This window comes from Epilithonimonas tenax DSM 16811, assembly GCF_000428485.1.
GTDB lineage: Bacteria > Bacteroidota > Bacteroidia > Flavobacteriales > Weeksellaceae > Epilithonimonas > Epilithonimonas tenax.
The window spans coordinates 1-18,731 of the sequence record NZ_AUAA01000005.1 but is presented as its reverse complement, the minus strand read 5'-3'; the positions used below and the strand labels follow the sequence as shown (position 1 = coordinate 18,731).

At 35.7% G+C, this 18,731-nt stretch carries 23 protein-coding genes; 11 read left to right on the top strand and 12 right to left on the bottom strand.

Annotated elements, in window-relative coordinates; all coding sequences use genetic code 11:
• Window position 1 precedes the first annotated feature (1 nt).
• Window positions 2–1,000 carry an MlaD family protein gene (locus F564_RS0103555; protein ID WP_028121397.1) on the top strand — a complete coding sequence of 333 codons (999 nt, stop codon included), beginning with the start codon at window positions 2–4 and terminating at the stop codon, window positions 998–1,000.
• Here F564_RS0103555 and F564_RS0103550 read toward each other — a convergent pair.
• The 4 genes from F564_RS0103550 to F564_RS0103535 all read right to left on the bottom strand — a co-directional run bounded on the left by F564_RS0103550 (window position 997) and on the right by F564_RS0103535 (window position 5,377).
• Window positions 997–3,276 carry a glycosyltransferase gene (locus F564_RS0103550; RefSeq protein ID WP_154656799.1) on the bottom strand — a complete coding sequence of 760 codons (2,280 nt, stop codon included), beginning with the start codon at window positions 3,274–3,276 and terminating at the stop codon, window positions 997–999. The two genes, F564_RS0103555 and F564_RS0103550, sit on opposite strands and share 4 nt — an antisense overlap.
• A 23-nt stretch (window positions 3,277–3,299) precedes the next feature.
• Entirely contained in the window at window positions 3,300–4,346 is a 1,047-nt protein-coding gene (locus F564_RS0103545) for a glycoside hydrolase family 130 protein (protein WP_028121395.1), read from the bottom strand.
• Entirely contained in the window at window positions 4,347–4,478 is a 132-nt protein-coding gene (locus F564_RS21085) for a hypothetical protein (protein WP_262484469.1), read from the bottom strand. It abuts the gene before it with no gap.
• Between the two features lie 149 nt (window positions 4,479–4,627).
• Complete coding sequence (locus F564_RS0103535) at window positions 4,628–5,377, bottom strand: hypothetical protein (protein WP_154656798.1); 750 nt, start codon at window positions 5,375–5,377, stop codon at window positions 4,628–4,630.
• 567 nt (window positions 5,378–5,944) lie between these two features.
• On the opposite strand from F564_RS0103535, the gene F564_RS0103530 reads away from it, so the two are divergent.
• The 10 genes from F564_RS0103530 to F564_RS0103485 all read left to right on the top strand — a co-directional run bounded on the left by F564_RS0103530 (window position 5,945) and on the right by F564_RS0103485 (window position 13,597).
• A complete protein-coding gene (locus tag F564_RS0103530; protein WP_028121393.1) occupies window positions 5,945–6,607 on the top strand; it encodes a BON domain-containing protein in 663 nt (220 codons plus the stop codon).
• Between the two features lie 139 nt (window positions 6,608–6,746).
• Complete coding sequence (locus tag F564_RS0103525; protein ID WP_028121392.1) at window positions 6,747–6,947, top strand: hypothetical protein; 201 nt, start codon at window positions 6,747–6,749, stop codon at window positions 6,945–6,947.
• A 7-nt stretch (window positions 6,948–6,954) separates the two neighbouring features.
• Window positions 6,955–7,431, top strand: coding sequence for a Dps family protein (locus tag F564_RS0103520; RefSeq protein ID WP_028121391.1), 477 nt, complete (start codon window positions 6,955–6,957; stop codon window positions 7,429–7,431).
• 4 nt (window positions 7,432–7,435) lie between these two features.
• A complete protein-coding gene (locus F564_RS0103515) occupies window positions 7,436–7,651 on the top strand; it encodes an SHOCT domain-containing protein (protein WP_028121390.1) in 216 nt (71 codons plus the stop codon).
• A 507-nt stretch (window positions 7,652–8,158) separates the two neighbouring features.
• On the top strand, window positions 8,159–8,719 hold the full coding sequence (locus tag F564_RS0103510) for a helix-turn-helix domain-containing protein (RefSeq protein WP_051259553.1): 561 nt from the start codon (window positions 8,159–8,161) through the stop codon (window positions 8,717–8,719).
• An 80-nt stretch (window positions 8,720–8,799) separates the two neighbouring features.
• Window positions 8,800–9,138 carry a cupin domain-containing protein gene (locus F564_RS0103505; RefSeq protein WP_028121388.1) on the top strand — a complete coding sequence of 113 codons (339 nt, stop codon included), beginning with the start codon at window positions 8,800–8,802 and terminating at the stop codon, window positions 9,136–9,138.
• Window positions 9,131–9,379: a hypothetical protein gene (locus F564_RS0103500; RefSeq protein WP_028121387.1), complete on the top strand. Its 249-nt coding sequence runs from the start codon at window positions 9,131–9,133 to the stop codon at window positions 9,377–9,379. The genes F564_RS0103505 and F564_RS0103500 overlap by 8 nt, the downstream gene beginning before the upstream one ends.
• 90 nt (window positions 9,380–9,469) lie before the next feature.
• Entirely contained in the window at window positions 9,470–10,177 is a 708-nt protein-coding gene (locus F564_RS0103495; protein WP_028121386.1) for a DUF1003 domain-containing protein, read from the top strand.
• 45 nt (window positions 10,178–10,222) lie between these two features.
• Entirely contained in the window at window positions 10,223–11,062 is an 840-nt protein-coding gene (locus F564_RS0103490; RefSeq protein ID WP_028121385.1) for a universal stress protein, read from the top strand.
• Between the two features lie 39 nt (window positions 11,063–11,101).
• The gene (locus tag F564_RS0103485) at window positions 11,102–13,597 is read left to right on the top strand and encodes a cation-translocating P-type ATPase (protein WP_028121384.1); all 2,496 of its coding nucleotides are present in this window, start codon (window positions 11,102–11,104) and stop codon (window positions 13,595–13,597) included.
• A gap of 80 nt (window positions 13,598–13,677) precedes the next feature.
• On the opposite strand, the gene F564_RS0103480 is transcribed toward F564_RS0103485, so the two are convergent.
• The 8 genes from F564_RS0103480 to F564_RS0103445 form a co-directional block, all read right to left on the bottom strand.
• On the bottom strand, window positions 13,678–14,370 hold the full coding sequence (locus tag F564_RS0103480) for a VIT1/CCC1 transporter family protein (RefSeq protein ID WP_028121383.1): 693 nt from the start codon (window positions 14,368–14,370) through the stop codon (window positions 13,678–13,680).
• A gap of 1 nt (window position 14,371) precedes the next feature.
• Window positions 14,372–15,139 (bottom strand): phosphatase PAP2 family protein, encoded by a 768-nt coding sequence (locus F564_RS0103475; RefSeq protein WP_028121382.1) that lies wholly within the window; start codon window positions 15,137–15,139, stop codon window positions 14,372–14,374.
• A 6-nt stretch (window positions 15,140–15,145) separates the two neighbouring features.
• Window positions 15,146–16,321: a DUF3570 domain-containing protein gene (locus tag F564_RS0103470; RefSeq protein WP_028121381.1), complete on the bottom strand. Its 1,176-nt coding sequence runs from the start codon at window positions 16,319–16,321 to the stop codon at window positions 15,146–15,148.
• A gap of 28 nt (window positions 16,322–16,349) precedes the next feature.
• Window positions 16,350–16,577 carry a DUF4266 domain-containing protein gene (locus F564_RS0103465; RefSeq protein WP_028121380.1) on the bottom strand — a complete coding sequence of 76 codons (228 nt, stop codon included), beginning with the start codon at window positions 16,575–16,577 and terminating at the stop codon, window positions 16,350–16,352.
• A 42-nt stretch (window positions 16,578–16,619) separates the two neighbouring features.
• Window positions 16,620–17,546 (bottom strand): FAD:protein FMN transferase, encoded by a 927-nt coding sequence (locus F564_RS0103460; protein ID WP_028121379.1) that lies wholly within the window; start codon window positions 17,544–17,546, stop codon window positions 16,620–16,622.
• Window positions 17,547–17,550: 4 nt separating this feature from the next.
• The gene (locus F564_RS0103455) at window positions 17,551–17,991 is read right to left on the bottom strand and encodes a thioredoxin family protein (RefSeq protein WP_028121378.1); all 441 of its coding nucleotides are present in this window, start codon (window positions 17,989–17,991) and stop codon (window positions 17,551–17,553) included.
• Window positions 17,992–18,073: 82 nt separating this feature from the next.
• On the bottom strand, window positions 18,074–18,451 hold the full coding sequence (locus F564_RS0103450) for a hypothetical protein (protein WP_028121377.1): 378 nt from the start codon (window positions 18,449–18,451) through the stop codon (window positions 18,074–18,076).
• A 36-nt stretch (window positions 18,452–18,487) separates the two neighbouring features.
• Window positions 18,488–18,731 (bottom strand): transposase (locus F564_RS0103445; protein ID WP_028121376.1); only part of this gene is annotated, 244 nt, incomplete at its 5' end.

Below are 18,731 nucleotides of genomic sequence, written 5' to 3'. Positions count from 1 at the left end.
GATGGAAAACGCTACCTCAAAAAAAATAAGTGTCGGTATTTTTATTATCGTTGGCACCATACTTCTGATCACAGCACTTTATTCAGTTGGGAAAAGACAGCATCTATTCAGCAGTAATATTCAGTTGAAGGCTATCTTTACAGATGTAAGCGGTTTGCAAGTTGGCAACAACGTCCGCTATTCTGGTGTGGATGTGGGAACTGTTGGCAAAATACAGATGACAGCGGAAGGTAAAATAACGGTAGAAATGTCCGTGGATGAAAAGGCTGCCAAATTCATCAAAAAAAATGCAGTGGCAAGCATTGCCTCGGACGGTTTGGTTGGGAGTATGGTTGTCAACCTTGTACCCGGAGAAAAAAAAATTAGTAAAATGGTCGTTTCAGGAGACTACATCCAGGTGAGGACAAAAGTCACTATTGATGAAATCATGGCGACCTTTAGCAAAACCAACGAAAGTGCTGTTTTGATCACTGCTGACCTTGCTAAAATCACCCATAAGATTGTTGAAGGAAAAGGTTCTTTGGGTGCCATATTAAGCGATACGTTGCTTGAAAATGACTTGCGTTACGCCGTATCCGGAATGAAGAGAACAGCAGAAGGTGCTTCTGATGCTGTGGCTAAAGTCAATGCCATCATTTCTAAAATAAACTACGACGAAAGTGCAGCAGCAGTTCTTCTAAGTGATCCGAAATCCCGCGCAAAAATTCAAAATGTTTTTTCTAATTTGGAAAAATCCAGTAAAGACATCAACAAGATCTCTCAAAGTTTGGACGATTATGTCTTTGAGATCAAGTCTGGAAAAGGTTCTTTAAATTATATAACAAAAGATGAAACATTGGTGAAAAATATCGATTCTACGATCATCAGTGTAAAAGGCGCTGCGGAAAAATTGAATGAAAATATGGAAGCCTTGAAGCACAATTTTCTATTCCGTGGTTATTTCAGAAAAGCAGAACACAAGCAGGAAAAAGACCTCAAGAAAAAGGAAACAAAACCTTAATCTTCAAAACAAAGCCTTGCCATCAGATAGCTTACGGTAGATTCTGCACCTTGGTTCAGGTTCACATTTTTCTCTTCTAAACCATCATAACAACCTCCTGTGGCGGGATTGTAAATGATCTGATTCAGATGATTTTTTCCCAGAAACCAATTGAAGGCATTTTTCATCATTTTTGGATAATGTTCATCATTAAAATATTTTGTAAACTTGAATAATGTTAAGATAGTGTACGCCACATCAATGGGTTGTTCGCCTCCATTTGCTTCTGCTTTGATTTCGTTTTTTTGAAGCCATCCTTTGTTGGAGATTACTTTGATAGCATCCTTTACGAATATTTTTGATAACAAAAACTGAAAAGATTCTAGTGCAACTTTTTTGTACATTTTGTTTCCTGTAGAGATCCAGGCGCAAAGCATAGCTTCTGGAAGTACGCTGTTGCCATAGGTGAGGTAACTTTCAAACCAGTGCCAGTTATTCTGTGCCTCGTGTTCGTACATTTTCTCTAATCGGTTGGCCAATGTAATTAAGACTGGTATATTCTGTGTTGAATTTTGATAATGCAAGCCTTTAATGATAAATGCCATTGCTCTGGTAGAATGCATTTTTTCGGCAAATGGAAGGTTTTTTTTGATGATTTTTTCTGCTTTTAAAGACAAATTTTCCGGTAAAACAGTTTTTTTGGATATCAAATAGCCCAAAGCCCAGATTGCTCTTCCGTTGGAATCCTCCAGATTGGTTTCATAGTTCTGTGGGGTAAATTTCTTATACTCATCTACGTAATTAAGAAAACTACCGTCTGGCTGTTGACAAAATTCTATAAAATCAAGATAAATAGTGATCAGCTTCAGATCTTCATCGTCATTGGTTTGCCCGAAATGTTGGCAAATGGCGATCATCGCACGGGCATTGTCATCCAAGGTATAACCTGAATCTATATCTGGTCTGTTGATCTTTGAAAACTGGATCATTCCAAAATCTGTGGTCATATTTTGAATGTGTGTCAAATTGATTTTAGGCAAACTGTATTTTAGCTGGATTTTGTGGTTTCCAAATTTTTGAAAAAGCAAAGCGTGCAGTAGGGAAGAATTTTCCCAAGCTGTAGGTGCCATTCTTTCCAATGCATTAGAACTTAATTGTTCCTGCATTTGTTCATTTTTCAAGACCTTGTTTACGGCGGAAGCAAGTTGTTCCGGCGATTCAAAATCTATAATAATTCCTGTATCTTCTTTAAGGACTTCCAATGCGTGTGGAATAGGTGTGGAAATGATTGGGCAACCGCAACTGATGGCGTAGGAAAACGTCCCACTTACTGCCTGATTTCTATCTTTGGAGGTAAAAAGATAGATGTCTGTCAACTGAAGATACTCTAGCAATTCTGCTAAGGGAAGGTATGCATTGACAAACCGTACATTGTTCTCCAAATGTAGTTCCTGTACTGTTTTTTCTAGAGATAAGCGGTATTCCTCTCCGTCATTTTTAATAATGGCAGGATGTGTTTTTCCTATAATCAGAAAGAGAACGTCAGGATGTTCAGCAATGATCTTTGGTAAAGCATTCAAAGTAGTTTCGATGTTTTTTCCCGAACCTAATAATCCGAAAGTAGAGAGAACTTTTTTACCTTTTAGCAGGTATTTATCTTTCAGTGAACTTTTTTCTGTTAATGGCAACAGGTGTGTTCCGTGAGGGATGAGGTTAATTTTTTCGGGTGATATTTTATATTCTTTTGCTAATATTGTAGCAGAAATATCAGTCATTACAATGATTGATTTTGCATAATGGGCGATTTCCTGCACTTGTTTTTTAAGTCCGGGATCGGGTTTTGGAAGCACGGTATGAAAAGTGACAATAATGTCTTTTTCTAACAATTCTAAGAATTTTGATAATCCATTTTGTACAGCACCGAAGAACCCGAACTCGTGCTGAAGCATCACCAGTTCAATAGCATCACTTTTATTGATTTTCTTGGCCAGTCGGATGTAAGAATCGTAGTCTGAGGTGTTAAGATGATAGGCTGTATTCTGAGCATAGTCGTAGTGCTCATCTTCAGTTTCTATCGGGCAGATAATGGCTTTGAAAGATTTTACGAATTTGGTTTTTAGGCTTTGTATCAAATCTTCAGAATAAGTAGCAATGCCGCATACTTTTGGTGGAAAAGAAGTAATAAAAAGGATCTCCGGCAAAGCTTTCGCACTCTGGATATTTTCTTTAATGAACCTTGATGGTCTTTCAATTTGTTCTTCCACATCTGTTTTGTTATCCATTTTCATTTTTTTCATTTTTTAGTGATTATGCTTCATTTTTATAGACTTACCTTATATTTTATAAGTTCATCCAGCAATTCAGAAATACTTAATGAAACCACTGCTATCCGTTCATCAGCAGCGCCGTAATAAATATAAAGTGTATCATTTTCCACAATAGTTCCGGTAGGGAAGCACACATTGTTGACCTCGCCCTTCAGTTCCCATTTTTCTTCTGGGCTGAAAAGCGCATAGGGAAGTCTCGCAATTTCTTTTTTCGGGTTTTCCAAGTTCAGCAACGCAGCACAAGCACTATAAACATAGCCTTTCAAAGAATCGTGAACACCGTGATAGATGATGAGCCAGCCTTTTTCTGTTTCGATTGGCGGACAGCCACCCCCGATGTAGCTTAATTCGTGATTGTATTTTGGTGCCAAAACAATATCTTCTTTAAAATGCAGAAAATAGTTGGTCCAAAATTCTGGCGTCAGTTCTTTTAAATTGTCAACCCCTAGAACAATCTGAATGTCAGGTCTTATCCTGTGAAAAAAATAGAATTTGCCTTTGATCTTTCTTGGAAAGAAAATGAGATTTTTGCTCCATATAAAAACGTTTTTGTCATCCTTGTTATGGCTGATCTGAAATTCATTAAAACGAACATATTTTTCAGGAATAGATCCGTTATCCTTGGACAGATCTTTAAATTCTTCATAGGTGATCTGCGGAACAATAATTCCTTGCTTCTCCCAGGTCTTCAGATCGCTGGAAGTTGCCAATGCACCTAAAGCATTAATGCCGTCATAAGCAGTGTAGGTAAGATAGAACAGCTCTTCAATTTTCACAATCCGGGGATCCTCCATTCCGTGCCTTTCATAATCATATTCCGGAGCAAGAATAGGAAATCCTAAACGTTCTTCAATCTTTAAAGGATCGGAAAGCCGGCAGTAGCCAATCGTAGAAAAATTGCCTTTGGCAACGGCTCTGTAAAATAAATGTATGATTCCGTTTTCTTTGATGACTGCAGGATTTAGTACGCCATCTGCTTCAAAAGCCAATTCTGTTTTTCCTAAGAGAATCCCTTCTTTTTTTATTTTAACTGATTTCATTTAGAGATCTGTAAGTCTGCTATTGTTTTCTTTGTCTTTTCTTTTCGCCAATTTATCGACCCTTTTTTCTTTGGTAGATTTGGTGGCTGGCGTTTTGTCTGATTTCTTTTTGGTATCTTTTTCTTTAGACATAATAATGGATTTAGTAGTGCATATAAAGATGGGGATTATATAATCGCATTGTTTGTAGTGTTCCGTTTAATATTTACATCTATCACATCTTTTTTGTTTTTAATTGATTGTGATTGAAACCTGTAAAACAAACCATCTTCATATGATCATTAGTGCATTCCGTCGCCAGAAGGAAAATGATGAGTATCTCTACCCAAGAAATGAAATAATTTATTCCAAATATTTTTTTTCCTCTCATAATGATTATTGTAATAGTCTAAAACAGTATGATAATTTTGTTGATACTTTGTAGCCTCTTCCAGAGTACAATCTGCTGGAATGCGATTGATGATCTGTTGTGAAGTTATATCAACTGTATCTGGAATATATTTCTCAATAAAATCGAGTTCAACTTTGCAAATATTGGTGAGAGACGCGATTAGTGAGAAAATTTCGTCTTGTGCATTGCAAATGCAAGTACGCCAATATAGTTTTTCTTCTTCCGGAAGAATCTGTAGACCTATTTTTTCTAAGCTTTTATAGTTTTCTGTTATGCTGTCTACATAGGATTGATTTTGGAACCAGAATACAGAAGAGTTCAGGGGATTTTTTTCGGCAATATTTTTCTTCAGATATATAAATTGTTCTTTAAGTAATGCAGAGCTGCTGTTGATTTCTGTAAGAATCGTCATCCATTGGTTTTTTGTGTTTGGTAATAGATTGATTTTAAAGATCAGGCCCGATCTGTTGTTGAGGTTTTCCAATTCCTTTAGTGAGTTCAATACTTCGCTAAGGTCTTTATCTAGATGGGCATTGGTACTGCGGATATAAAACAACGCAGTAAACTGAATATCCTGCAATATTTTGTTTTTTTTAGAATCTCTCAATCGAATTCTATTGGTATTTAATAAATTTTTCATCTTATTTTTTTGGTTAAAGTTTTTTTTTTTGAATTCCATTCTTTATAAAGAAAAAGGATAGCGCTTATAGCATCTATCCATTTCTTAAAACCTTTAGAAAACATATAGACTATTTTCTATTGGCTTTAATTTGAAAATGAATTATGCTATCGTTATTTTTTTGCCATATCAGTAATTTGTTCTCATCTGTTTCGCTTAGGCTTTTAATCTGAGGGCAAAAATCTTTTTATAGTGAATAATTTTTTTACAATGGTTTTTAGGATTTAGTTTTCAATCTCTTTACTTCGGAGATTTCATTTTCCTTGTAAGATGTGTTTCCATCAGCAGAATGTTTAACGTAATATCATTATTACTATACAAAGGTGGATTTTATTAGATCATTGATGTTGTGCATTAATACATAAAATTTATATACATCACACATCCATTATTCTGCGAATAGATTTGCCATTGTTTTCAATGTGTGATAGGTGTAAGCCTTTTTAATTGGTTTGTAATGTTTTGATTTTTAATCAAATGTAGCTTTACAATATTGAAACAACGAAGTTTCGATTAAAGTCATTACAAATGAAAACAAACGCAGAATTACAAAAAGATGTTCAGGATGCTATTAAATGGGAACCCTCATTAAATTCAGCAGAAATAGGAGTCACAGCAAAGGATGGCGTGGTTTCTTTAACTGGTATTGTTGACAGTTATGCCAAAAAATCCGAAGCCGAGGAAGCTGCAAAAAAGATCTTGGGAGTAAAAGCCATTGTTGAAAATATAGAAGTTAATTACCCTAATTCTTTTATGAAAAGTGATTTGGAAATTGCCAACGAGGTGATTGCAGCATTACAATCAGACTACATTGTACCGAATGAGAAGGTACACGTAAAAGTAGAGAAAGGAAGAGTAACATTGGATGGTGAACTGCACTGGAATTATGAAAGAGAAGCTGCAAGAAATGCGGTAAAGCTTCTTCCCGGTGTGAAAGCAATCACCAATAATATAAAAGTTAAATCCTTATTTCACGATAAAGTTGAGCAGCAAGATATAGAAAATGCATTGAGAAGCAGTGCCATCAATGATGATGGTATTGAAGTTTCAGTTTCTGGAACTGCAGTGACTTTAAAAGGAACAGTTCATTCTTGGTACGCCAAAGAAGAAGCTGCCCGTATCGCCTGGAAAACGCGCGGCATCTGGGAAGTGAAAAATGAACTGACGGTGGATTACGAGTATGCTTTTTAACAGAACTTAAATAAGATTAAGACTAAAAAGTACGAAGCAAAAAGTACTTTTTAGTTTTTTATCAGTAATAACAGTAATTGGCATTCCCGTCATTGTATTCATTACAAAAAGTTTCAATTAAATTTTAAATCAAAAAATTATGGAAAAGAAAATCCTAAAACAGGAGAAAGTGATAAAACCACTGAAAGACAAGCTTTTGGCAGCAGTGAACAGGGTGCTTACCAATAACAGGTCTGAGCTTACCAATAAAATGGAAAAAATTGTAAAAAAATCACTGAAACCTATTTCCAGAAAAGCGAAGAAACAACGCGAAAAAGTAAATAAAAAATACATTAAATAAACATATTATGAAAGTACAAATAGGAATAACAGATGAGCATCGGCAGCTGGTGGCAGATGAATTGGTAAAAATATTGGCAGACGAAAATGTGTTATACATAAAAACCAAAAATGCCCATTGGAATGTTGAAGGGCCTGATTTTTATGAAAAACATAAATTTTTTGAGAGCCAAGTGGGGCTATTAGACGAAGTTATAGACCGTGTGGCTGAAAGAATTCGTTCGATTGGGCATTATGCTCCTGCCAGCTTAAAATCTTACCTCAGCCTAACACACCTTACAGAGCAAACGAGAGAGAAGAATAACAGTAAAGGCTTTATCACAGAATTGCTTGCAGATCACGACAGCCTCATCATTATTCTCCGTGAGCATATCCATAGTTTTGGAAATCGGTTTCACGATCTGGGAACCGCTGATTTTATTACAGCTGTTATGGAAACACACGAAAAAATGGCTTGGTTTCTACGCTCACACCTAAAAAATTAATAAAATGAACTACTTTGAGAATTATGAATATTTTGGAATGCACTTCATTTGGTGGATTCTTTGGATTTTCTTCTTCATCTGGATCTTTGCAACCCCATACAACATCCCAGGGCAGAGAATGAAGAAAGATAAACCGCTTGATCTTTTGAAGAAACGCTTTGCCTCAGGAGAGATTAAAACGCAGGAGTATGAGGATAAGAAAAAAATACTAGAAGGCTAGAATATAAAAAAAGAATAGGCTACATTGTAATCTATTCTTTTTTTTAACCTTAGAAAATAAGCTTTCTTTTTTCTATTCATCCTAGATTGGAAGTGATGTAAACACATCGTTCTTTCTCATCATTTGTACTTATTGTAAACGCATTTTTTCATCCTTCCCCAAAATTTGGAAGTGAGTAAAAGTGATAATGTTTTACCATACAAAGCTTGTGATTTTTATGATACAACCGTTGTATTTTCTTTACTTAATTTTATATATATCCCACTTTTTTTTGTTTAATTTTCGCGGACATCTGTTGGCCTATTGATTTGAAAATAAGAGATATGACAGGTTCTGAACAAAGACCAAAGAATTTCGGTATATCTTAGTAATAATAGCTTACCTTTGGTAATAATGATGAGGTAATCATTTCAATTCCCAGAATTTTCATTCAGGCAAAAAGCCTTTCTTACCTTCCGTTTAATATCATAAATCATCATCATACGATGCAAATACTAATTAGAGGTTATGAAATTATACATCAAATATATGGTAAGCCTACGCTGCAAAATGGTGGTCCAGGATGCGTTGGATAGTTTAAATATAAAATATCTGAGTATAGAATTGGGATTAGTTGAAACTCCAGAAAAAACCAGCGAAGAGCAAAGGCAGCAGCTTTCGGAGATTTTAGCAAAATCTGGATTGAAACTTTTGGATGACAAAAAAAGTATTCTGATAGAAAAAATAAAAAATGTCATCATAGAAATGGTGCATTACGCAGACGAACTTCCGAAACAAAATTTCTCAGATTATATCAGTGAAAAACTGGGTTATGACTACACTTATCTTGCCAATACATTTTCCGAAGTGAAGGGCATTACCATTCAGCATTACATCATCAATCATAAAATAGAAAAAGCCAAAGAGTTGCTTCTTTATGATGAGCTGAATCTTACCGAGATTGCCTACAAACTTAATTACAGCAGTGTTGCCCACCTTTCCAATCAGTTCAAAAAAGTAACAGGGCTTAGTCCATCATTCTATAAACAACTCGGGCAAAAAAGAAAGCAAAATCTTGAAGATATTTAGCAATCTATTATTCTTCACAATATCATTTGAAAATAAGAAGTAAAATACTTCCTTTTAATATTCATCACACTATCAATATTATGGATAATAACGAACTCGAAAAATCAATTGCCTACATCACTGTAGAAATCATAGAATATATTCCCAATTCTGTCGTCATCAAAACGATTTTGAAAAAATCTACAGGCAATATTAGCGTAATGTCTTTTGACAGCGGAGAAGGCCTTACAGAAAAAATCTCACCGTTTGACACCTTTGCCCAGATTATAGAAGGTAAAGCAGAAATCGTTATAGACGGCCAATCTTTTTTTTTAGAAACGGGGCAGTCTATTATCATTCCTGCACATAAACCCAATGTTGTAAAAGCCAATGAAAGGTTTAAAATGATATTAACAATCATAAAAAACGGTTATGAATGATCAAAACAAAACACAGCCGTTGACGGTAGAGATCGTTGATAGTGCTTCTGAAAAGAAAACCCAGTGTAAGGAATTGCATTTTCCTTTAAATGAAACAACCAAAATCAAAGACGTCTTATTGATCAATAATGTGGAATACCAAAACAACTCAATTGCCAGACAATTACATAATTTTCAGGAATGGAAACTAAGATTGACAGACAAAAATTCGTTGCATTTCGGCATTTCATTTTTTATTTGATTAAGTGAGAGTTTGGTTGAAAATTATTGTGATGGTCCGGAATTAATAATCCATTGCAAAAACTTTAAATTTATAATTAAATCTATCATAATGAAAACGAGCTACATCAACCATCAGAAAATAAATGAAGGTGAAGAGGTGAAAGGTGAAGATCTTCGGGCAGGAATCTTTCTTCTCATCACAAAACAATTCCCTGAGTTTGGTAAAGATGATTTTATCTCAATCACCGAGCTCAATCAATACCGTAGATTATACCTAACCTCATTGATTGTGGAAGAAAAGGGAGAGCTGGAGATCATAGACCTCGATGTGATGGATGCCATCAAAAATAATTCTATCCTTTCTGAAAATATCCAAGACGAAATTGAGGCAGATCTTACCACGGGAGAAAAGCTGGCGGACAAGGTGGCTTCTTTTGGAGGAAGCTGGTTATTTATCATCGTGTTTTTTTCTTTTATAATGTTCTGGATCTTCATCAATATATTGTTTATATCGACAAAACCGTTTGATCCTTATCCATTTATATTATTAAATTTACTTCTCTCTTGCCTTGCTGCCATTCAGGCTCCAATTATTATGATGAGCCAAAACCGGCAAGAGCAAAAAGATAGAATAAGAGGAGAACACGACTACAAAATTAATTTGAAAGCCGAACTAGAAATCAAACTACTGAGCGAGAAAATAGACCATCTGCTGGTAAACCAAAATAAAAAACTACTGGAAATACAAGAAATACAAACCGATTATCTGGAAGATCTAATGAATGTCCTGAAAAAAAAGCCAACCAACCAAGTTTAGCTCCTATAAAATCACCAAAAACCAATACAAATTCTAATAAAACCAATGAAAAAAATTCTTGTTACCACAGATTTTTCTGATCATTCAAAAGCAGGATTGCAGTTTGCTGCGCAATTAGCATCTCAAAACAAATATGCGCTTACTTTTATCAATGTTCACCACTTGCAAACACCTTCCGCTTGGGATTCTGTAAGGATGGATCAATATCAGCAAGAGCAGAAAAAACAGATAATGGCACAATTGGTTCCGTTTGTAGAAAAAATATATGAAGATCTTAATATTCAGCCTGTTGATATAGAATGTGTTGTGGAAATTTCTATTTTACCAAATGCCTGCATTATAGAATATGCCGAAAAGCATCATTACGATTACATCTGCATAAGTACAAGAGGTGCAGGGATAATGAAAAGAATTCTAGGAACCATCACTGCAAACGTTATCAACCATTCTAAAGTACCAGTACTTGTGGTACCTTATGATTGTCAGATATTTGAAATTAAAAGTATCTTGTATGCATCTGATCTGGATGATTACAAAAATGAACTCGGTAAAGTAGTATCGTTTGCAAAACCATTGAATGCTGATTTAGAACTGCTGCATTTTATATCAAATCCGGTTGCAGCAGAACATTGGAGCACACTAGAAACTCAGATAAAGAAAATTACAGATTATCCTGTAAATATCTATATTGTTGAAAAACAGAAAAACTACAATCTGGTGGAAGCCATAGAGTTGCAACTGAAAAAAATGCCTTTTTCTCCTTCTTTATTGGTAATGTTTACAGGGAAAACAAAAAATTGGTTTGAGAGAACATTCTATTCCGGCAATTCTGTAGAGTACGCATTTCAAACCCAGGTTCCTTTATTGATTTTCAATAAATTATAGAGCAATTTCATTTATTTTCAACATCATATCATCTTTACAATGTCTATTCAAAATTTCAACATACAGGGTTTATCAGATAATGAAGTTACCAAGGCCCGGGAAAAGTATGGAAAAAATCAATTAAATTACAAAAAAGAAAATACGATCATAGATACCCTCATTCGTATTTTGAAAGATCCTATGCTTATATTACTTCTGGTCGCCGCTTCTATTTATTTCGTCAGCGGTAGTACAGGAGATGGTATTTTTTTATCTTTTGCCATTGTTTTCCAAACCTCTATTTCCCTGTATCAATATTCTAGAAGCAAAAATGCTTTGGAAAAACTGAAAGACCTTTCCCAACCCAACTGCAAAGTGATCCGAAATGGTAAAACCACAGAAATTAAAAGTGAAGAATTAGTAGTTGGAGATTGTTTAATGGTGGAAGAAGGTACTTTGATTACCGCAGATGGAAGCATCATTCATTCTAATGATTTTTCAGTCAATGAATCTATTTTAACAGGCGAATCGCTTTCTTTATTTAAAGATAAATCCAAAGAGGATCATTTTATTTACAGCGGTACAACGGTTGCCAGTGGCTTAGCAGTGGCTACCATTACTGCAATTGGCAACGGCACCAAATTAGGAAAAATTGGAAGCAGCCTAGAAAATATACAGGAAGAAAAAACACCCTTAGAAAAACAGATTGCCAATTTTGTAAAGAAAATGGCAATAACCGGTGCTGTGGTTTTTGTCATTGTTTGGGGCATTAATTATTGGAATACGAAAGAAATATTACAAAGTCTATTACAGTCACTCACATTGGCAATGAGTATTTTACCCGAAGAAATTCCTGTTGCATTTACCACATTTATGGCTTTAGGAGCGTGGCGGCTTATGAAACTTGGGATCGTGGTAAAGCAAATGAAAACCGTAGAAACACTGGGAAGTGCTACTGTAATTTGTACAGACAAAACCGGAACTTTAACAGAAAACAAAATGACGGTAGCAAAAATGTTTTTGCTGTCCTCCAACACAATATTTAACGTTCACGAAGGGGATTCTGATGATAAAACAGAACTCATTACCGCAGCAATGTGGGCAAGCGAACCCATTCCTTTTGACCCGATGGAAATAGCTTTGCATAAAGTCTATAAAGATGCTGCGAACCAGGATGAAAGAACCAGTTACAAGCTTGTTCACGAATATCCTTTAGGTGGGAAACCGCCGATGATGACCCATATTTTTGAAAATCAAACGGGGCAAAGAGTGATTGCTGCCAAAGGTGCGCCAGAAGCCTTGATGGCTGTTTCTAATCTCACAGAAACTGAAAAAAAACAGATTAATGAAGCCATCCACATTTTAGGAAAAGATGGATTTCGTCTTTTAGGTGTGGGTATTTCAGATTTTAAAGAAACTCAATATCCGGAAAAGCAACAGGATTTCTCGTTTCAGTTTAAAGGAATTGTGGCATTTTATGACCCTCCAAAAAAGAATATCCAAAAAGTATTGGAAGATTTTTATAATGCAGGCATTGCCGTGAAGATTATTACCGGAGATAATGCTGAAACTACGGAAGCTATTGCAAAACAAATTGGTTTCAAGGGTTACGAAAACTGTATTACAGGCGAAGAATTAATGAAGTTAAATGATAAAGACTTGAAAATTAGTGTAACGGAAAACACCATCTTTACTAGAATGTTCCCCGAAGCCAAACTGAAAATAATCAATGCTTTAAAATCGAATAATCAAATCGTTGCAATGACAGGCGATGGCGTGAATGACGGTCCCGCTCTCAAAGCCGCACATATTGGGATCGCAATGGGCAAAAAAGGAACAGAAATCGCCAAACAGGCCGCATCGCTGATTTTGCTGGAAGATGATTTGTCTGAAATGGTAGATGCTGTTGCAATGGGCAGAAAAATTTATACCAACCTCAAAAAGGCCATTCAGTATATTATTTCCATTCATATTCCTATCATCTTAACTGTTTTCATACCATTGGCGCTAGGCTGGGTATATCCCAATATATTTTCTCCTGTTCATATTATTTTTCTGGAGATTATTATGGGGCCTACTTGCTCTATTATCTATGAAAACGAACCTATAGAAAAAAATGCAATGCAACAGAAGCCCAAAGCCTTAACTACTACTTTCTTCAACTGGAAGGAGTTATCTACCAGTATTATACAAGGATTGGTAATTACTGCGGGAACATTATTAGTCTATCAATATAGCGTACAAAAAGGCTATGATGAAGCATTAACCAGAACAATGGTATTTACAGTTTTAATTACTTCTAATATCTTTCTTACGTTGATCAACCGGTCGTTTTATTATTCCATTTTCACAACACTCAAATACAAGAATAATCTGGTTGCGCTCATTATCTCTATCACAGTTTCCCTTGTAGCATTAATGCTCTATGTAAAACCAATAACCAACTTTTTCAGCTTTCAGACCTTGAACCTTTCACAATTATTCATTGCCGTTTTAATAGGTTTTGTTTCCGTAGTTTGGTTTGAATTGGTAAAAGTAATCAGACGTGCCCAATAAGCAACAATGACATATCAATACAGTACAAGAGATGCAAATTATTTTTTAATAAGAATTATCAGAGAGCTTATGTGCGCCATCTAACTGACATTGACTCCGAAAAAATGTCCTACCATTGCTGTAATTCCCATTGCCACTGTTCCCCAGAAACAGATTCTTAACACGGCTACTGCTATTTTAGAGCCGCCTGTTTTTGCTGAAATTGCTCCTAATACCATTAGAAAAACGATAGAAAATCCATATTGGAAATAAACCATCTGTTTGATAGGTGCTAGCATTGCAATAGCAAAAGGCAATAAAGCGCCCAATGCAAATGAGCCAAATGAAGCTATCGCAGCCTGAAAAGGTTGTGCCTGGGTAATCTCATTAATTCCTAATTCATCGTGCGCGTGAGCTGCCAATGCATCGTGCTCAGAAAGTTCTGTTGCTACCTGCAAGGCAGTTTCTTTACTTACACCTCTTTTTTCATATATTTTTGCCAATTCCTTAAGTTCTATTTCTGGTATTTCTTCCAGCTCTCGTTTTTCACGCAAAAGATCTGCTTTCTCTGTATCCGCTTGAGAACTAACAGATACATATTCTCCGGCAGCCATAGACATTGCCCCGGCAATCATTCCTGCTAAGGCTGCAAGTACAATTGTATTCCTATCCGGTTGCGCCGCCGCCACTCCAATAACAATACTGGTGGTTGACAACAAGCCATCATTAGCCCCTAAAACTGAGGCGCGAAGCCAGCCAACTCTGTTGACGTAATGTTTTTCTATTAAATGCATATCAAAAGTTTAAAACAAATCCTGCTCCGATACTTTTTGGTTCTAGTAAGGGATAGATCATTGTTGTGGTTTTAGATTCTTTTTTGTTAAACAGCTTGTTTACTGAGGGAAAGAGCCAATAGGCCATTTCTGTACTTAAAATACCAAATCCGGCTCCCGCAACCACATCTCCTACCCAATGTTTGTCATTCAGCGTTCTGTAGACTCCCGTAAAAATGGCGATAGGATAGCCTGAAATAGCCAGCCAGATGTTTTCATCCTGATATTCCCTGAAAAGAAAATGGGCCGAAGAAAAAGCAGTTGTGGTATGGCCTGAGGGAAAAGAAAGATGATTGCTACCATCTGGGCGTTCTTCTTTTACCAGATGCTTTAAAGGCAAAACAATAGCAGCAGAAATAAGTTGTGAAGTACCATAGATAATGGTTCGTTCCTTTAAATTGTGTTTTCCTTTCAGTCCCACAATATGATATCCGTATACCAAAGCTGCTGGTAAATATTGGGTGTAATTATCTAGTTTGATATGTTTTGGCTGATGTTCACCGATTTCATATTGAGTAGAACGATTCAGATTTTTGAGCGCATCAGAATTTAAGCTGATGACACCAAAACCTATCAATGCAGTCGGGATAATGAGTTTTTTGTAGCTGGGTTGATACACGGTATGAGCGTAATTCTCCACATCTCGTTTCCTCATATCGAGTGAATCAGATTTAACCTGTCCAAAAAAAATATTTGAACAGGTTGCAAAAATGATTGTTACTATTTTCATTCTTGGTTATTTAAACCTTAAATTTAATGAAATAATATCCGATTTCATCCCAATTGATTTGGTATAATGTCCGTACCTTATCTCCAGCATATTGAGTCTTTCTATTCCGAACAGTCCATTTTTAGGGTTGATGCGGATGCCTGCGCCATAAAAGTTGCTGCTGAATTTTGAGAGGTCATAGTTGCTGGTGTAAAAATCGTCAAAGGCGGTGTGCTGCTGATAAGGTGAAAAATATTTAGCGCCCGTTTGAGAGTAGTATCTGTAGAAAGGACTTACCGATACAAAGGGTGAAATCTTCACAGGTGTTTCTATATTAATAGTATTTGATTTTAGTCCCCAATCATCGGTATAATAACGATAATAGGCTCTCACAATTAATTTATCCCCGAAAAAATAATTGGCCCTAAGTCCCAAAGGAAGTTTGAATCTCTTATCCGGCAAAGCCTCCTGATGCACAGAGCCATCCGTAAAATAAACCCTGTGAAAAGGTAAACTCAAATAACCTGTCTGCTGTATTCCGTCTGCTAAAAACTCCAGCTGAAAGTTTTTATTGATGATCTGAGAATAGGATAATGATAGCGCAAAGGTATTTCGTCCACTAGTTCCACCGTTTTCTCCTCCTGCACCTCTCAGTTCAATTGGAGCAATCATTTTCACCTGATCCATATACGTCTGGAATTTGGCAGTGAATTCTCCCATTTTGTTGGGCGTTTTCTGTGCAAATGCCATATTGGCACCAATCGACTGATAATCATATTCTCCCGAATAAGAAACACCTGCCATTAAGGTGCTTCCTTTTGTCTCATTTTCACGACTCCAGCCCAATGAAGGGTAGAATCTTGTATCTGCGCTAGAGGCAGAAGAATTGGCCTTGAGGTCAATCATATCAGAAGAAGCCGATGTATAATGATCTATCCCTACACTGAAATCAAATTTATTTTTTCTTAATTTTTTGTCATACTTTACCATTGTAACATCAATGGTGTTCGAAATATCTGTTAATTTCTCAGTCCCAACACCGCCAGTTACTGCAGCATTGTTTCCGTCTTGTTTGTAGTAGCTGGATACGAGATTGATCTCATCCAGACTTAATTTTTTGGAAGGTTCGGAACTGGTATTTTCCTGTGCCTGAGCATTGAAGAATCCAAAAAGAGCGATGATGCTTATGATTACTTTTTTCATTTTAATTCATTTTAAATTTTGATAATAATTAATTGCATCCGCATCCACCACCAACTTTACCTGCATTCGCTCCGGAAGAACCTTCGCGGTATGACTGGAAGCTGAGTTCGGTTTTTTCAATCGTTCGGTTACCAAGAACCATTTCTGCATCATTGAGTTTGCTTTTTTCGTATTCTTTTACGGTTGTACAAGATTGTACTGAAGCTATTGTTATTAAAAAGGAAATTATTGTTGTTGTTTTTATGAATTTTTTCATTTGAGTTGAATTGTTTTTAAAACGTAAAATGCAATCTAGGATTCATTTTAAATTGATGTTTTGAGATGAATAAATTTTGTTAAAATCATCAATGATGATACATTCCAGATGATTGATCTGATTCACCATATTGAGTGCAGCATCAATGCCCATAATACCTACAGGAGTTGCCATTGCATCAGCAATCTCGGCGTTCGGACAAATGATGGTAACGCTTTTGATACCCGAAACTGGCATCCCTGTTTTGGGATTGATGGTGTGAGAATATTTTTTACCGTCGATCATTACAAACTTTTCGTAATTACCCGAAGTTGCCACAGAAGTATTGGTAATATTCATATAAGAAAAAGGAAGTGCCGCGTTATCGGGATCTGCAATCCCAATCGTCCAGGGTTTTCCGTCTGCTTGCGTTCCCCAGGTTGTTAAGTCGCCGGATGCATTTACTACTCCCGAAACTACGCCTCTTTCCTGCAAAACTCTTTTTGCCATTTCGGCAGCGTAGCCTTTACCAATTCCGCCAAAGCCGATTCGCATTCCTTTTTCTTTTAAAAAAACAGTGTGATTCTCTTGATCAAGAATAATATTTTTATAATTGACTAATTTCAAATGTTTTTTTACCAATTCAGGATCGGGAAGTTGCTTCATATCGCGATTAAAATTCCAGAAACTTTTATCAATTCCGCCATAAGAAATATCGAAATAACCATCGGTAATATGACTTATTCTCAGGCTTCTTTCAATGAGTTCAAAAACTTCCGAATCCACTTTTATAGGTCTTATTCCTGCATTTTGGTTGATAATATGGGTTTGGCTGTTATCTTTATAAGTCGTTAACAGATTTTCAATTCTCTGAATTTCCAAAACTGCAGTTTCGATATGTTCAAAGGCCACAGAATCACGGTCATCCACAACTGTAATTTCAAACATATTTCCCATTAACTTTTGGGATTTTCGAAATTCTTTCATCATCTTTTTACTTTTTTTGATGAAAATTTCTGATCTCGTTACTGAACGCCACCGCATCTTCAGATGGCAAACCCTCCCAAGTTTTCACAACTTTGCCTTCAGGATTTAATAGAATTGTATAAGGAAAAATACCTTTTGGGTTATAGTAATCTGCTAAAAACTCATTTTCTTTTTTAATAGCTGCAGAAGGTTGGTTTTTTTTGTTTCTCGGAAAATCTGCGTTGATGTAGATAATCACATTTTCTTTTTCCAGTTTTTTAAAATCTTCTGCTTCTATAATGTTTTTATGAAGCTTAATGCAGGGAATGCACCAGTCTGAGCCGGAAAAATTAAGTAAAATAAGTTCTTTATTTTCTGTTGCGGTTTTTTTAGCATTTTCAAGACGTGTCTGCGCATTTGCTAACACGCAGAATAGAGCCAAAAAGATGGCTGTGAATATTGTTTTCATTTTTTGAATTTAAATTACAGAATCAATTAAGTCTGAATACTCAATAATATTCAGATCAGCTATTTTTTAAATGGAAAAATAATTATGCTCTTGGCGGCTGCCAAATAGAATGCAAGTATCCTTTGATGTATAAATTTTCATCTAAAGAAGGGATATTCTGAATGCCGTAGTATTTATGATCACTACCAGAAATCTCAAAACTAAAATTTGTATTGAGGGTAAAAACCAAAGAAAGAGTGGAGTGTATTATAAACGGAAGTTTCCTGTCTGTTTTGTAATCTGCATCTTTTACCGGATGATCATAATGCATTTTGAAGAATGACACTAATGTCATCTCTGGGTTCAGATTTTTATGTTCTACGTAATGCTCGATGAGAACAGGCAGTTTCAACAGCTGATTGAGTTCAGTCGTTGAAAGCAAATACAAAGAAAGCAACAATATAGAAACCCACTTTTTCACAATTCAAAATTATGTAATGTTTTGTTAAGAGCCTGTTTAAATTTTATTCAATAAATTTTTTAAAGCGGATAATTTGACCATGTTTTCTGAATTTTCCATCAGGAGTTCATAATTCCGACACAATCTTCTATCATTATCAAACCAAGCGAAAGTTCTCTCAATAATCCATCTTTTGGAAATAGGCTTAAAATCTTTTTTCTTTCCATCGTTTCTCATCACCACATTTATTAGATAACCAAACTTATTTTTTACCTGTTCTATGACTTCTCCTCTGTAACCT